We start from the raw sequence: 15,854 nt of genomic DNA, 5'->3' as shown, positions 1-15,854 counted from the left end.
TTAGTTTATTGTGAGTTGATTTAATATGTTATTTACTCGTTCCAATTGGATAACGTCGCCAGATTGACTATACAGTACCGCGAGGGATTTCAATGTGTTTACCTCGGAGGGTTGGATCTGATTTGCTTTCAACAAATATTCTTGCGCTTTGTTTTGCCTTTCTTCGTCGGCTGGGTTGGCTATGTATGCCTTTAAATGCAAGAGGCCAAGCTCTAAATTGCCTTCGAAGTTGTTTGCATCGAGACTGATCACTTTTTCATAGAATCGCTTCGCCGCGCTATCGTTGCCTTCCATCTCATTGGCATAGCCAGCAATGTAGTTCAAGCCTACATTCTCAGGTTCATGGCCAATCGCCTCATCCGCCAGCGGTACAATGGCCGAATAGGTTTCATTGGCCATGTAGGTATTGATTAACGTAAACAGGATTTCCTTGCTTTCGGGGAACTGCTCCCTTCCGGCTAGTAACGTGTTAAGCATTTCCCTATTATCTCCCTTTTTCCGGTAAAGTTCGGCGAGCTCGAGGATATAAATGGGGGAGGAGGTCTCTTGTTGGCGGGTAAAAGCCTGATAGCGCTTAATGGCCTCTTCGTCGCTGCCGATTTTCGTGCTTAACACCGCGAGGTTGTGTTTGACGTCGATGGCAGAGCCGCTGATAGAATCCACCTTATGGTATTGATGAAATGCTTCTTCATAATTCGCTTTGGCGACCGCCCTGTTGGCCTTGATTAAGTAAGCATTTGCCAACGACCGCTTGATGTAATCGATCTGAGGCTGATCTTCGTAGTTCACCGGCCTGTTGGTCAATCGCTTAAGTGCGGACAATGCGATACTGGTAGGATCCATGGCATAGGCTTGCGTACGATTAGAGTCGACCACCGCTAGGGTACTATAAACGAGACCTCGTAGGAGAATGTTCCTGAAGTTCGTCGAGTCCCTTTTCGTTTTGAACGCCTCATCGGCAAACTTCCGTGCAGCCTCCAGGTGTTTGAAATCCTTCGATTTCGTGTATAGCGCAAAATTATTGTTACCCTCCTTGAGATTGGATTGGGCAAGTACGGGCGACGTGCCTATTACTAGCATTACCGCCATTAAAATTGCCGCTTTCAGGCTATTCTTCCGACTGGGTCGATTCATTCGTTGCATCGTTGCTTTCATCGGTATTCTCACTGCTTTCTTGGTTTTCTTCAATGACCTCGTCTTCTTCATGCTCCACCTTGGCTATCGATGCGATTTCATCGTCGCCTTTCAGGTTAATCAGCCGCACTCCCTGGGTAGCTCTTCCCATTACCCGCAATTCACTCGTAGCAATCCGGATCACGATACCGGATTTATTGATGATCATCAGGTCGTCATTATCGGTTACGTCCTTAATGGCCACTAATTTACCGGTCTTATCCGTGACATTGATGGTTTTGACTCCCTTGCCACCGCGGTTGGTTACCCGGTAATCCTCAATATCCGTTCGCTTTCCATAGCCTTTTTCGGAGACGACCAGCACTGTGGTTTCGTAATTATTAACACTAATCATGCCAACTACCTCGTCATCGGGGCCGGCCAGTGTAACCCCGCGGACACCCGTGGCGGTACGTCCCATTGGGCGTACCGTAGATTCATTGAATCGGATAGCCCTTCCTGACCTTAACGCCATAACGATTTCGCTGTTTCCATCGGTAAGGCATGCTTCCAGCAGTTGATCGCCGTCATTGATGTTGATGGCATTGATGCCGTTGGCCCGTGGGCGGGAATAAGCCTCCAATGACGTCTTTTTGATGGTGCCCCGTTTTGTACACATGATGATGAAATTATTCTCAAGGTATTCCTGGTCCTTGAGGTTCTTCACCTTGATATACGCCTTGATTTTCTCTTCCTTGGGGATATTGATGATATTTTGTATCGCCCGGCCCCGCGAGGTACGGCTGCCTTCAGGGATTTCAAATGCCCGAAGCCAGAAACAGCGCCCCGCTTCAGTGAAGAATAACATGTAATTATGGGCCGACGCCGTAATGATATGTTCGGTGAAGTCTTCCTCACGGGTATTGCTGCCCAATGCACCTTTTCCGCCGCGGCCCTGTCGCCGGTATTCACTTAGGGGGGTGCGTTTTACATAGCTTTCGTGTGAAATCGTAATGACAATTTCTTCGTCCTCGATGAAATCTTCCATTCGCATATCTTCTGCAGAATGCACGATGGATGAGCGGCGTTCATCGCCATATTTTTCCTTTACTTCCAACAATTCATCTTTGATGATTTTCATCCGGAGGCTTTCATCTGCGAGTACAGATTTCAAATAGTCGATGGTTTTCATCAGTTCGGCATATTCCTCTTTGATTTTGTCGCGTTCGAGTCCGGTGAGGCGACGCAAGGTCATATCAAGGATAGCCCGGGCTTGGATATCGGAAAGTCCGAATTTTTCCATCAATCCCACGCGTGCGTCATCCGGTGTCTGAGACGCCCGGATAAGTCGGATCACTTCATCAAGATGGTCGAGTGCTATGAGTAATCCTTCCAGGATATGCGCTCTTTTCTCGGCTTCCGCCAGTTCGAATTTGGTGCGGCGTATGACCACTTCGTGGCGGTGTTCCACGAAATGGTAAATCATGTCCTTGAGGTTGAGCATCATGGGCCGACCATGAACCAAGGCAATATTGTTTACGCTGAATGAGGTCTGTAGCGCTGTATACTTATACAGATTATTGAGTATGATCGATGCGTTGCCGTCCCGTTTAATATCATACACAATGCGCATTCCGTGCCGATCGGACTCGTCGCGTATTTCGGAAATTCCTTCCAGTTTTTTATCGTTGACCAAATCGGCTGTCCGTTTGATCATTTCTGATTTATTGACTTGGTAGGGGATTTCAGTGACGATAATTTGCTCCCGGCCACTCTTTGTGGTTTCGATTTCAGCTTTTGCGCGCATAACGATACGGCCACGGCCGGTATGGAAGGCTTCCTGAACGCCCGCATAACCATAGATAATGGCGCCTGTAGGGAAGTCGGGTGCTTTGATATGCTGCATCAACTCGGTAATTTCGATATCGCGGTTGTCGATGTAAGCAACGATGCCATCCACCACTTCCGATAGGTTATGGGGCGCCATATTGGTAGCCATACCGACAGCGATACCCGACGAGCCGTTGACAAGCAAGTTGGGGATACGGGTGGGAAGCACTGTGGGCTCTTCGAGCGAGTCGTCGAAGTTCAGTTGGTAGTCAATCGTGTCTTTATTGATGTCCGATAGCAGTTCCTCGGCAATTTTTTTCAACCGTGCCTCCGTATACCGCATGGCTGCTGGAGGGTCCCCGTCAACAGAGCCGTAGTTTCCCTGTCCGTCCACCAGGGGGTATCGCAAACTCCATTCCTGCGCCATACGCACCATGGTGTCGTATACCGATGAATCGCCATGGGGGTGGTATTTCCCCAACACATCGCCCACGATACGTGCCGATTTCTTGTAGGGTTTTCCGCTGGTTACACCCAAATCAAGCATGCCGTACAAAACACGGCGATGAACGGGTTTCAACCCATCCCGTACATCTGGTAATGCGCGGGATACGATGACAGACATTGAGTAGTCAATGTATGCCGATTTCATTTGGTCTTCGATGTTGATGGGAATGATCCGGTCGTTCGCCGGAACGAGGTTGTTGCCGTTTTCTGTTTCTTCAGCCATTATACGTTTTCAGTTCTTAATCAAAAAAGCACAACAAGAATATTGCAGAGCAGCTTATTGCGCATGCGAAATTACGAAATTTTTAAGTCATTCTATAATGTTTTTTGGGCGTCGGTAATTGATGATCAGCGGCCGGTGATCACCAATCACCGACCTGTCGGATTTTGAAATCTCTTGAGAATACCTACCTTTGTAGCCCACTTATTTCGTCTTTTTTGCAATCCGATAATTTATTTAGCCGATCATGAATATACGTACGATTACCGATTCATCAAGCCCGATTTACCAATGGACCTATGATAAACTTATTGAATGGGGAGTGTCTGCTGAGCAGGCGAACCTGATTAATCTATTTGTACTTTTGGGCCTATTGCTGATTTTGCTAGGACTTGTTGATTTTATCGTCCGTAAGGTGCTGGTCAATATCCTAACTTCCGTTGCCAGCAAATCTACCATTAAGTTTGATGATTACCTGGTGAGCAATAAAGCGTTGGTTCATTTTGCTCGCCTCATTCCGCTAATTATTTCCATCTATTTCATTCCAATTGTTTTTTCAGGATTTCCAACGTGGATCGCTCCGGTACGGAAGTTTGTCGACATCCTATTGGTCTTTGGATGGATTATGCTAATCCGTGCGCTTTTCAGGTCGGTGCGCGATCACCTTCGCACGAAACGCGGATTTCAAGACAAGCCGTTGGATAGCTACTTGCAAGTAATCAACATTTTCATGTTTTTTATCGCGGGTGTTATCGTCTTTTCGATGGTCACGGGTAAATCGCCCTGGGCATTCTTGGGAGCGCTTGGCGCTGCGTCTGCAATCCTGCTCTTAGTGTTCAAAGATACGATCATGGGGTTCGTAGCGAGTATACAGGTGTCTACCAACGACATGGTACGTGTGGGTGATTGGATTGAGATGCCCAAATATGGCGCCGATGGCGATGTCATCGAGATCAATCTCAACACCGTTAAGATTCAGAATTGGGACAAGACAATCACTACGGTGCCAACTTATCTCCTCATCAGCGATTCCTTCAAAAATTGGAGGGGTATGCAAAACGCTGGGGGGCGCAGAATAAAGCGGTCAATCAACATCAAGATTTCATCCGCCCGATACCTGACCTCGGAGGAAATCGAGCAATTGAAGAAAATCCAATTGCTTGCTCCTTATATTGTTGAACGGCAGGCAGAAATCGATAAGTACAATATGGAGACGCAAGCCGACCGGTCGATGCCGGTAAATGGGCGCAATATGACGAATCTAGGATTGTTCCGGCAATATATTAACCGGTATACCCAACACCATCCCAAAATAAGAAAGGATATGACTATGCTTGTGCGGCAGTTGCAGCCTACGGAGCATGGATTGCCAATCGAGCTGTACATGTTTACATCGGATACCCGATGGGCTGTATATGAAGATATCATGTCGGACATCTTTGATCACCTCCTTTCGGCGATTAAGTACTTTAAATTGGAAGTATTCGAAGCTCCTGCATCTGATGATATCCGCAGTTTGGGCCTATCTTCCGGGAATTCAAAAGGAGGTGTTGGCTTACAGGTGCGGCAAAGCGAGGGTTAGCATGGCGATTATTGGCGGTCGCGCGCGTCGCTTATGACCCGCATCGCTTCATCCATGATCGATTTGGCGGCATCGCGCATCTTGGTGTTTCCGTTGAAGTCGGCGTCGAGCGTGACTTCCTTGCTTTTTTCCTTGTAGTTATACCGGAGGTAGAAACGAGCTGCTTGACGTTTTTCGGTGGTGTCATCCGAGGTCATGTCATCAGGGAGGTTCCAGAAGCCCAGCTGGGTCGCCTTACCATGGAGGTATTGGAAATCGTCCTTGCGGAGCCGGATGGTATCCACCACAAGTGAATCCTGCATGTTCAAAAATTGATAACGCCCTGTTTTGGAATCGAATTGATTGACCAAGCTATCGCCCTCACCGTATTTAAGTACAATCGATTCGAAGTCCGCAAATCGGAAGGGTGCGTTTTTGAACATTTGGCTGTAATAGTAAAAGCAATACAACAGAAAAGGTACGATGATACAGATGGCAAGGAAAATCCGCTTGGTGCGTTCGTTCATGATTTCAATTCGAATACGGCGGCAAAAGTACAGAAAAAACCCGAAATAATCTCCTCAGGATTCCTGCCACGGTCCCAACTGCCCCGATCTACGCACTTTTACTGCGGGCCAAAGCGTGTCCTGACGGCTTGTAAACTGCTCTTAATCCAGGTAAAAAAGCTGAGGGTTTATCCTTATCCGATCAAACCCGCTCGTTTCAACAGCGCCTCCGGTTCGGGTTTGCGGCCCCTGAATTGGATATAAAGTTCCATGGGGTCCACGGTGCCGCCGCTGGCCAGCAATATCTTGAATTTCGCCGCTGTATCCGGATTGAATATGCCGGTTTCCTTGAAATAGGAAAATGCGTCCGCATCCAGCACTTCGGCCCATTTGTAGGAATAGTATCCCGCCGAGTATCCGCCAGCGAAAATATGCGAAAACGATGGCGTTTGTGCGGTTCCCTGCACATCGGGATAAAGCTGGGTTTCGTGAACGATGTCTTTCTCGAAGCGCTCGATTGCCGTGCCTGCATCCAATTTGCCGGTGTGATAGGCCATGTCCAGCAGGCCGAAGCTCAGTTGGCGCATGGTTTGATAACCTTCCATAAAGTTGGAAGCCGCCACGATTTTATCGATTTCCGTTTCCGGCAGGGCTTCGCCCGTTTGGTAGTGCCGTGCGAAGGCGCGTAAAAATTCCTTTTCGTAGCAGTAGTTTTCCATGAACTGCGATGGAAGTTCCACGAAATCCCAATAGACGTTGGTACCGGACAGGCTTTCGTAGATGGTCTCGGCAAGCATACCATGCAATGCATGGCCAAACTCGTGGAAGAGCGTGGTCACCTCATTGAAGGTGAGCAGGGAAGGAATATCCCCTGCCGGTCTGGAAAAGTTGCATACGATGGAGATATGCGGCCGTACTTGCCCGCTATCTTCCGTCCACTGACCACGATAGGAGGTCATCCAAGCGCCGGCGCGCTTTCCTTCGCGGGGATGCCAGTCCGTATACAGCAATGCCTTATGCCGACCGTTTTCCAACACCTCATACACGGCTACCTCGTCGTGGTATTTGGGGATATCCTTACGTAGTTCAAAAACCAGTCCGTATAGGCGGCTTGCGGCATCAAATGCGGCCTCTAGCACCTGTGGCAAGGGGAAATAGGGCTTCAGGGCTTCTTCAGATAGGTCAAACGTCGCTTCGCGCAGTTTTTCGGCATAGTATGCATGGTCGTAAGGCATCACTTCGCTGACGCCGTCTTTTGCAGCCAATGCTTTCAACTGCACTATTTCCTGTTGCGCATGTGGCTTGGCTTTGACAAGCAGATTCTTCAAGAAATCCAATACGATGGTGGGAGAGGAGGCCATCCGTTCCTGCAAAACAAAGTCAGCATGTGTGCCATATCCTAGCAATTTTGCACGGCTGTGGCGTAATTCAACGATATCCCGCACGATACCTTCGTTGTTATATTCATTATCTTTCAGTGCGCGTGTGGCCGAGGCCAGATAAAGCTCCTTGCGCAGTTCGCGGTTTGCGGCATACTTCATGAAGGGAACGAAGCTGGGAAAATGGAGGGTGAACACCCATCCTTCCAGGTAGCGCTGTTGAGCTGCAGTCTTTGCCGCCGCAAGGATTGATTCGGGAAGACCTGCCAGCTGCTCTTCCGTTTTGATATGCAGTTGGTAGGCATTGGTTTCCTGCAATACGTTCTGGGAAAACTTCATCGTAAGCGTAGCCAATTGCTTGTCGATTTCACGTAGTTTATCTTTGTTTTCTACGGACAACAGCGCCCCATTCCGGGCAAAGCCTTTGTAGGTTTTGTCTAACAGCCGAGTTTCCTCTGGGCTCAGTGAGGCCGTGTCCACTTCATCATGGACCTGTTTGACGCGTTGGAATAGCCTTTCATTGAGCATGATGTCATTGCTGTATTCCGCCAGTATGGGAGATAGCTCCTGGGCAAGTTGCTGGATTTCATCGGTAGTCTCTGCTGCATCAAGGTTGAAGAATGTTGCCGATGCGATACTGAGCTGTCTTCCAGCACGGTCCATTGCGGCAATGGTGTTGACGAAATCCGCGGGATCCGGATTGTCGGCGATGGTGTCAATCTCCTGCTTTGCCGCTGCTATTAATTGCAGGATGGCGGGTTTGAAATGCTCGGTTTTTATCAGTTCGAAAGGTACACAATCGAATGGGGTGGTAAATGGCTTTAAGAAGGGGTTGTCCATGGATCTGAAATAGTTAGGCCGTCAATCGAACGGACGGCGGTTAAAAACGGACCAAATTTACTAAAAATACACTGGATCTTACCGTTATCCACAACATTCAAAGCAGTATGCAGCGACCGGTCGAATTTGAAGACGAACGTCATTATAGTAGCAAATTATTTACCTCTCCTGACTGCACCTCTTACTGCCTGGGCATCTAACGGATCATCAGGCCAGGCATGTTTGGGATACCTCCGTTTGAGCTCGTTGCGGACCTCGAAGTAGGTGGTTTGCCAGAAGCTGCGAAGGTCTTTGGTAACCTGTACTGGCTTGAACCCCGGCGAAAGTAGGTGCAATACTACCGGTATTTGGTTATCATTTATCCGCGGGGTATCCAGCAGACCGAAAACTTCCTGTAAACGGACGGCTAATGTTGGCAACTCGCCAAGGGGAGAGTAGCGAAGTTTGATGCTAGACCCACTCGGTACGGGTAGGGTAGCGGGTGCCAGGCGACTTAACGTAAGTTGTTGTTCGTAGGGCAGGCTGTGCGTGAGCATATGCAATATATCGAGTTTCTTTAGCTCGTCAACTTTGCGGATGCCTTGTAGGTAGGGGGCTAACCACTGCTCGGGCTGCTGTAGAAGAGTGGATGTCGATACGTCGGGCCAGTGTTCGTCGGGCCGCCATTGGCGGAGGCTAAGCACGCGGTTTTGCCACTGTTCTACCGCTTCGGTGAAGTGGAGCAGTTGCAGCCCTTCCGAACGTATCGCACCACAGAGCACGTTGATGACGACGGTTTCGTCAGGTGCGGGGAGGGGAGACGATTCCAGGATGATGCTGCCAATCCGGCGGTCGCGGGTGGCTACTACAGCCCCTTTTTGAGCATTCCATATTATGCGTTGTGTTTCCTGGATAAAGGAAGAGAGGTCGGCAGGGTCAACCGCCGCAGCGAGGAACACCTTGCCTAGTCCGTTTCGTGCATCCAGCAGCGCAATGGCCAGCCAGGATTCGTTGGCGAGTTCATCATCGAGTGGTACCGCGGCGCGTTTTCCATTGGCCAGTTGGTAGCTTCCCCTACCATCGTCTTTGGCTTTACCAAGTCGCTCCGGATAAGCGTACGCCAATAAGCGACCGGCGGAATAGGCGGGTAACATGCCGTTGTCTTCGGCTGTGCCAAGCAATTTGCGATACGATCGTGCAATCTTCTCGATGTTGTCCAATCGCTTGCCAGATCTGCCATATTTTCGGTGGTTGCGCAGCATTTCGATGCGGAGGGTGATGTCTGTGCCTGCCTCACGGCCCAGCGGATCGCGTTCTTCTAATAAAGCGGCAACGTCTGCAGCCAGGCCGGATATGCCTAAACTCTTGCTAGCAAGAAGCATGTGAGCGATACGGGGATGACAGGGCAAGGCGTGGATCGCTCTACCATGCGGTGTAATTTTCTGCTGTATCAATGCGCCGAGGTCATGCAGTACATTACTGGCTTGGGCAATTGCAGTGGTCGGAGGTGGTGTGAGCCAATCCAATTGCGATGGATCCGCTATTCCCCACTTGGCCGCATCCAACACGAGCGGAGTAAGATCGGATTCCAGGATTTCGGGTGTCCGATAGGCAGCCATGCGGTGTTCCGTGGCTGTTGTCCACATCCGGTAGCAGGTGCCCGGTCCAAGCCGGCCCGCGCGGCCGGTACGCTGGTCGGCCGCATCTCCCGAGATGCGCACTGTTTTGAGGCGCGACAGGCCAGAGGGTGGGTCGAATAGCATGGTGCGAGTATAGCCGCTGTCGACCACGATGGCGATGCCTTCAATGGTAAGACTCGTTTCGGCAATGGAAGTGGCCAGCACAATTTTACGCCGCCCGTGGCTGTCGGGCTGGATGGCCGCATGCTGTTCAGCGAGCGATAATTGTCCGTAGAGGGGGTGTATGGCCGCACCCGTCGGATTCGTACGAAGCAGCTGTACACAAGCCCGTATCTCCGCCTCTCCAGGTAGGAACGCAAGGATATCCCCTTGTTTTTCCCGGGAAGCCCGAATAATGGTGCGGGCGCATTGTCCGGGTAGATCCCGGAGGTGGGGCTCTTCGGTATGGACAATATCGACAGGATACATTCTCCCTTGACTGGCTATAACCGGTGCGTCGAGAAGTGCGGCAAGTGGTGTGGCATCCAAGGTAGCCGACATAACCAGCAGCCGTAGATCCGGGCGCAGTACCTGCTGGCTTTCGCGGCAAAGCACAAGGGAAAGGTCGGTGTGGAGCCGCCGCTCGTGGAACTCATCAAAGATGACGATACCGACATCCTCCTATGCGTTGTCTTGATGGAGCATTCGGGTAAGGATGCCCTCGGTGACCACTTCAATGCGCGTCTGGGAAGACGTTTGGTTTTCGAAGCGGACGCGGTAACCCACGGTCTCACCGGCCTTTTGCCCCAACAGTGACGCCATGCGATGTGCAATGGTGCTGGCAGCCAGCCTGCGTGGTTCAAGCATGATGATTTTTCTACTACCCAACCACGGTTCGTCCAATAAGGCAAGCGGAACGATCGTGCTTTTTCCGGCCCCTGGCGGAGAACTGACAATAGCGTTGGTATGGGCGGCAAGCTGCTTCCTCAATTCAGGTATGACCTCCATGATTGGAAGGTCGATATGCGAAAAATCGACAGGTATAGCCATCAGCGGCAAAGATAAAAAACGTCGTCGAGCTCCCGGTGATTACGTTGGACTTAAGATTGAGGCGGCTGGATGATTTGGATAAAATATAGTCGGTATTGGTTAAAAAACAGGTGTGAAGTGGTTTCGGAGTCATCTATGTGTAATAAAAGACAGGGGTAATGATAAAATAGAGTCAGTATTGGTTAAGCGATAGGTGTGATGCTGTCGAAAAAAATCCGAGCTTAGTCAAAGTAAAAAGCGCTAACCATTTAGTTCAATGATTCCGATTGCCAAGTGGTGTTAGACCTGTGATTTCTTGCAGATTCAAGTTTCACGGTGCGTAAATGTGTTCACCAATTATAACAATTTTTATGAAAAAAACTATGAACAAAATCATCTTGGCTTGCCTGCTCTTCGGTCTCGCTGTTCATTCCAATGCCGCAAGTGGGGCATTACAGGAAAAGCTAGTGCGCGGGGTAATCTCGGCGGCAGGTACGAATGAACCACTGGTCGGCGCCAGTGTTCATGTAAAAGGGAGCACCGTTGGCACGGTTACCAACGATGCTGGGCAATACGAACTGCGAGTTGCTTCTGAAGAAGCCGTATTGGTATTTTCTTACACGGGAAAAAAGCAGGAAGAACGTCCTGTCCGTGGTCAAACCGTGATCAATGTAATGATGGGGGATGATGAGAACATGCTTTCCGAGGTTTACATTGGGTATATGACCCAACGGAAAGCGGACTTGACGGGTTCTATCGCGATAGCGAGCGCGAGTGATATTGCCAAGAATCCTTCGGCAAATGCAATGAAATCCCTCCAGGGGAAGCTCGCCGGCGTGCACATCACCACAAATGGCGGCAATCCGGCGGAAGGGGTGAATATCCAGATCAGGGGACTCTCGTCGCTTTCGGGCGGCGTCAGGCCGTTGATTGTATTGGATGGTATGCCCACGGAAAACCTGAATCTCCGTGATATCAACGCGGGAGATATCGAGTCCATTCAGGTGTTGAAGGATGCTGCATCGGCGAGTATCTACGGTGCCCGAGCTTCCGGCGGTGTGATTTTGGTACAGACCAAGAAGGGGAAGGTAGGCCAAACCAAAGTGGAATACAATGGCAGTGTGGCATTCAGCAATGTGATTAATAAGCCCACGTTGATGAATGCCGAGCAATATGGAATTGCTGCGTTCCGGGCATATGCGTATGATGAAGAAGTGTACGGCATGCCCATGTCGTTGCCCAGTACCTATGATTTTACGTGGCATCGGGATGCGAATGGACGGCCCGTTTTGGAATCGGTGAAGCCAGCCGAATGGCTTAATGCGGAGCAAACCGCGAGAGGCTCTGACACGGACTGGTTGGGTGAGATCCTCCGGCCGGCAGTGATGACCAACCATCAACTGACGGTTTCTAGCGGAACGGAAAAGTCACGGAGTTTGTTTTCTTTGGGTTATTACGATAATCAAGGAACACAGATCCACACCTTTTTCAGGCAATACTCCATCCGTGCGAACAATGAATACAGCCTCCTCAACAACCGGTTAAAAATCGGGGAGAACCTAGCTGTATCTTATTTGCAGTACCGCGATGCAAACGAACTGCGTTGGGCATTGATTAACCCGCCGGCCGGCCCGGTTTATGACATCAACGGTGGATGGGCTGGGGCGCCCGGTTTCGATGATTTTACCAATCCGGTGCGTGTCTTGACCGACAACAAAGATAACATCGCTAACTATGTGAAGGTGATCGGAAATGTCTTTGCTGATTTAAGTATCTGGAATGGGATTTCGGCGCGGACGCAATTCGGTGTGGATTACGGAAATGCGTATAGCCGCAATCTGGAGAAGGAGTGGGCGGAAACTGGAGGCAGGAACAGTGATGGCGAAAATTATGTCCGAAGCGACCAATCCCATCCGTTGAGCTATGTATGGACCAATACCCTGTCCTATAATATGAGTACCGACAAACATAGCCTGGATGCGGTGGCAGGGGTCGAATATACACGGTTTGTCCAAGAAGGGTTTTGGGCAAGGCGGGAAGGCGTCTACTTGGAAGACCGCGATTTTGCGCATATCGGTGTCACTACGGGGACCAAGTATTCGCTTGGGAGTTCAGCAGACGAGTATGTATATTTTTCCCTGTTTGGCAAAGCGAACTACGTGTATGACCAAAAGTATCTGTTCTCTGCCACATTACGCCGCGACGGTTCGTCGCTCTTCGGCGCGAACAACCGATACGCGATATTCCCGGCCTTTTCGGCCGGATGGCGTATCAGTAATGAGGCGTTTATGGAAGGCCACGATTTTATATCAGACCTGAAACTGCGCGCCGGCTGGGGTGAGAATGGAAGTGTGCAAGGGTTGCCACGGGGATACACCTCTACGCCATTTGCAACGGATTATTTCGGAACCTCGTATCCGATTGAGGGAAATGAAACCGGCCCGTTGCTTTCGGGTTACCGGCGAACCTGGTTGGGGAATCCAGATCTGAAATGGGAAACCACCACTCAAACTGACGTCGCCGTGGATTTTGGTTTTCTGAACAATCGGATAACGGGATCGCTGGGCTATTATTTCAAGAAGACGCGTGATATCCTCGTTCAAACGCCTTACATCGCGGCAATGGGCGAGGGTGGCGAACCTTGGATTAACGGTGCAGATATGAACAACCGTGGGATCGAATTCGAGATCGGCTACCGCAATGACCCTCAGCATGCTTTCCAATACGCCATTTCGGCGAATGTGGGCACTTACAAGACCAAGATCGTTAGCCTTCCCGAAAACGTCATCAACAAATATCCGGGTGATGGCGTAAATGATCTCGTATTGGGCAGAACGCCTGGTATCCTTTATGGTCTGGTGGCAGATGGCATCTTCAAAACCCAGGAAGAGGTAGATGCCCATGCTGAACAACCGGGAAAAGCGGTAGGACGCATCCGTTATAAGGACTTGGACGGAAATGGTGTGGTACAAGAGCTGCACGATCGGACATACATCGGAATCACCGACCCGGATTTCTTTGGTGGCGTTACGTTTGACCTTAATTACCGAAATTTTGATTTGAATGTGTTTTTCCAGGGTGTTTTTGGAAATATGGTGAACAATGACTGGAAACGGGAGTCTGATCTGTGGAATATTACCGTGCCGGCGCACAAAAACCACGAAACCCGGATTTTGGGCGGCTGGTCGTTTGATAATCCGAATTCTGATATTCCTGCGATTTCCAATTCGACTCAGAATGCTGAAAACCGCTTTTCGAGCTATTATGTGGAGAACGGTTCTTACCTGAAACTGCGGAATATCGAGCTGGGTTATACCCTGCCGTCGGCAGCGTCGAGTAAGCTGATGATGCAGCATTTGAGGCTATATGCCTCTGCACGAAATGTGTTAACGCTCAAAAAGAGCTGGGGCGATGACCGATTTACCAGCATCGACCCCGAAATGCCCGGCTATGGTTATCTGACGCCTTTCTTTCTAACCTTTGGACTTAACGTTACCTTCTAAGTTTTTGATCATGAAAAAGTTTAAATTCATCATATTTTCCTCAGCGATTGCGCTTACCGCTGCGAGCTGTGCCGACTCGTTGAATGTGGCACCCAAACAGGTATTGGACGAATCACTGCTTTCAAAACCCAGCGATATGGAGGGCTTCGTTACTGCAGCTTATGCTAGGATGACGGATATCCCATCGTGGGATTCCCCGTTCGCCCCGTGGTGGAGCGGCTCACTGCGCTCCGACGACTCGTACAAAGGAGGAGGGGGTACCTGGGACGGAGACGGCTGGCACAACATGGAGATTTTTGTGCAGCTGAATCCAAATGGATGGCCTTTGGATTATCCGTGGTACGTATCCTATCAGGTTATTCAACGGTGCAATACCGCCATACAGCGGCTGCAAACCGTTACAGATGCAGATTTTCCAAATAAAAACTCGCGGCTTGGTGAGGTGACATTTATACGGGCCTTCACGCACTTCAGGCTTAAGCAATTCTTTAAGTATATTCCGTACATCGATGAGCACGTGATTGGTACATCGGCCGAATTTGAAGCTGTTCCCAATAGGGACCTGGCACAGCCCAATGACCAGTACCTGTGGGAGCGGATTTTGGCCGATTTCAAGCAGGCGGAAGAATTGCTGCCGCCGGTACAAGCGGAAAAAGGAAGAATAGACAAAAATGCCGCGACCGCGATGGTGGCCAGGACGTTGATGTTTATGGCGTATGAGCAGGACGACCGGAATACCGTGGTGAACGTTAATAAGGAGCGGCTTACCGAAGCATTGAATTATTTGAATAAGTTGACCGATCAGGAAGGTTCAAAAGTCGGCCTGCAAGCCGATTTCGCTGAAAATTTCGACATCGCATTTGATAATAACACCAAAGAATCGATTTGGGAAATCCAGTATTCGATTGATGACGGCAGCTCTACCGGTGGTAAAATAAACCGAAGTGAGGGCTTGAACCATCCGTTTAATTGGGGTGGGTACCAGTGCTGCGGTTTCCACCAAATTAGCTACAACATGGCCAATGCGTTCAAAACCGGCCCCGACGGCTTGCCGATGTTCGATACGTACAATGTAGGTAGTTATGCGGATGGTGATGAAGTGTTTTTCGGAGAGAACACGTTCGACCCACGTTTCAGTCACACGGTAGCCGCTCCCGGACAGCCATGGAAATATAATCCCAACATGTTGTTTGAAAACGCAGGGATCCGCAACCCCGCCGACTACGGTTACCTGAAATCCATCAAGGAATTGGTGCCTCCTGATTGCGATTGCTTGCTGTATGATGGGTGGCAGTTCAACTCGATGAACAAGCGCATGATCAGGTATGATGAGGTTGTGCTATGGAAGGCCGAGGTGTTGATCCAACTGGACCGGTGGGACGAATCCCTGCCGTTGATCAACAAGATCCGCGAACGGGCTGCCAATAGCACAGACCGCTTAGTGAAAAGCGATGGATCGCCGGTATTGGATTATCACGTCGAAACCTACCAGCCGGGCGTCAATTGTACGTGGAGCAAAGAATTTGCATGGGAAGCGCTGCAATGGGAAAACCGCCTGGAAATGGCAGGCGAAGGACGCAGGTTCTTCGACTTACAGCGTTGGGGTATTTTGGAAGAAACAATGAACAGCTACTTTGCCGTCGAAAAAACAAGATTCCCTTGGATGGGGGTAGCACGCTTTACCGCTGGGCGCGATGAGTATTTCCCGATACCGCAACCGCAGATTAACTGGGCAAAGGGTAATTATACACAAAATGTGGGATATTAA

9 protein-coding genes are annotated in these 15,854 nt (G+C 49.9%); 3 read left to right on the top strand and 6 right to left on the bottom strand.

The genetic code is table 11. The features are described 5' to 3' along the window. Together IEV98_RS13495 and gyrA are read right to left on the bottom strand one after the other, a co-directional pair. On the bottom strand, nucleotides 1–1,206 hold the full coding sequence (locus IEV98_RS13495) for a tetratricopeptide repeat protein (RefSeq protein ID WP_188506526.1): 1,206 nt from the start codon (nucleotides 1,204–1,206) through the stop codon (nucleotides 1–3). Further along, a complete protein-coding gene (gyrA, locus tag IEV98_RS13490; RefSeq protein ID WP_188506525.1) occupies nucleotides 1,109–3,673 on the bottom strand; it encodes a DNA gyrase subunit A in 2,565 nt (854 codons plus the stop codon). Before gyrA ends, IEV98_RS13495 begins: the two co-directional genes overlap by 98 nt. A gap of 244 nt (nucleotides 3,674–3,917) precedes the next feature. Between gyrA and IEV98_RS13485 the strand changes: the two genes are divergently transcribed. Further along, nucleotides 3,918–5,252 (top strand): mechanosensitive ion channel family protein, encoded by a 1,335-nt coding sequence (locus tag IEV98_RS13485; RefSeq protein ID WP_188506524.1) that lies wholly within the window; start codon nucleotides 3,918–3,920, stop codon nucleotides 5,250–5,252. An 8-nt stretch (nucleotides 5,253–5,260) separates the two neighbouring features. On the opposite strand, the gene IEV98_RS13480 is transcribed toward IEV98_RS13485, so the two are convergent. From IEV98_RS13480 to IEV98_RS24510, 4 genes are all read right to left on the bottom strand, one after another. Continuing rightward, entirely contained in the window at nucleotides 5,261–5,758 is a 498-nt protein-coding gene (locus IEV98_RS13480; RefSeq protein WP_229738751.1) for a hypothetical protein, read from the bottom strand. Nucleotides 5,759–5,931: 173 nt separating this feature from the next. After that, the gene (locus tag IEV98_RS13475) at nucleotides 5,932–7,956 is read right to left on the bottom strand and encodes a M3 family metallopeptidase (protein ID WP_188506523.1); all 2,025 of its coding nucleotides are present in this window, start codon (nucleotides 7,954–7,956) and stop codon (nucleotides 5,932–5,934) included. A gap of 155 nt (nucleotides 7,957–8,111) precedes the next feature. Further along, the gene (gene hrpB, locus IEV98_RS13470) at nucleotides 8,112–10,223 is read right to left on the bottom strand and encodes an ATP-dependent helicase HrpB (RefSeq protein WP_307726859.1); all 2,112 of its coding nucleotides are present in this window, start codon (nucleotides 10,221–10,223) and stop codon (nucleotides 8,112–8,114) included. A 12-nt stretch (nucleotides 10,224–10,235) separates the two neighbouring features. After that, complete coding sequence (locus IEV98_RS24510) at nucleotides 10,236–10,604, bottom strand: hypothetical protein (RefSeq protein WP_229738749.1); 369 nt, start codon at nucleotides 10,602–10,604, stop codon at nucleotides 10,236–10,238. Nucleotides 10,605–10,966: 362 nt separating this feature from the next. Between IEV98_RS24510 and IEV98_RS13465 the strand changes: the two genes are divergently transcribed. Together IEV98_RS13465 and IEV98_RS13460 are read left to right on the top strand one after the other, a co-directional pair. Further along, nucleotides 10,967–14,086, top strand: a complete 3,120-nt coding sequence (locus IEV98_RS13465) for a SusC/RagA family TonB-linked outer membrane protein (RefSeq protein ID WP_229738748.1) — start codon at nucleotides 10,967–10,969, stop codon at nucleotides 14,084–14,086. Nucleotides 14,087–14,096: 10 nt separating this feature from the next. After that, nucleotides 14,097–15,854 carry a RagB/SusD family nutrient uptake outer membrane protein gene (locus tag IEV98_RS13460; protein WP_188506521.1) on the top strand — a complete coding sequence of 586 codons (1,758 nt, stop codon included), beginning with the start codon at nucleotides 14,097–14,099 and terminating at the stop codon, nucleotides 15,852–15,854.

It is taken from the genome of Parapedobacter pyrenivorans, assembly GCF_014636865.1.
Classification (GTDB): Bacteria; Bacteroidota; Bacteroidia; order Sphingobacteriales; family Sphingobacteriaceae; genus Parapedobacter; species Parapedobacter pyrenivorans.
This window is presented reverse-complemented; position numbering and strand designations above follow the sequence as displayed.

What these genes read in the sequence shown, in the direction of transcription:
- IEV98_RS13485 (WP_188506524.1), top strand. Translation starts at nt 3,918, where the DNA reads ATGAATATACGTACGATTACCGATTCATCAAGCCCGATTTACCAATGG.
- IEV98_RS24510 (WP_229738749.1), bottom strand. Translation starts at nt 10,604, where the DNA reads ATGGCTATACCTGTCGATTTTTCGCATATCGACCTTCCAATCATGGAG.
- IEV98_RS13465 (WP_229738748.1), top strand. Translation starts at nt 10,967, where the DNA reads ATGAACAAAATCATCTTGGCTTGCCTGCTCTTCGGTCTCGCTGTTCAT.
- IEV98_RS13480 (WP_229738751.1), bottom strand. Translation starts at nt 5,758, where the DNA reads ATGAACGAACGCACCAAGCGGATTTTCCTTGCCATCTGTATCATCGTA.
- IEV98_RS13475 (WP_188506523.1), bottom strand. Translation starts at nt 7,956, where the DNA reads ATGGACAACCCCTTCTTAAAGCCATTTACCACCCCATTCGATTGTGTA.
- IEV98_RS13460 (WP_188506521.1), top strand. Translation starts at nt 14,097, where the DNA reads ATGAAAAAGTTTAAATTCATCATATTTTCCTCAGCGATTGCGCTTACC.
- gyrA (WP_188506525.1), bottom strand. Translation starts at nt 3,673, where the DNA reads ATGGCTGAAGAAACAGAAAACGGCAACAACCTCGTTCCGGCGAACGAC.
- IEV98_RS13495 (WP_188506526.1), bottom strand. Translation starts at nt 1,206, where the DNA reads ATGAAGAAGACGAGGTCATTGAAGAAAACCAAGAAAGCAGTGAGAATA.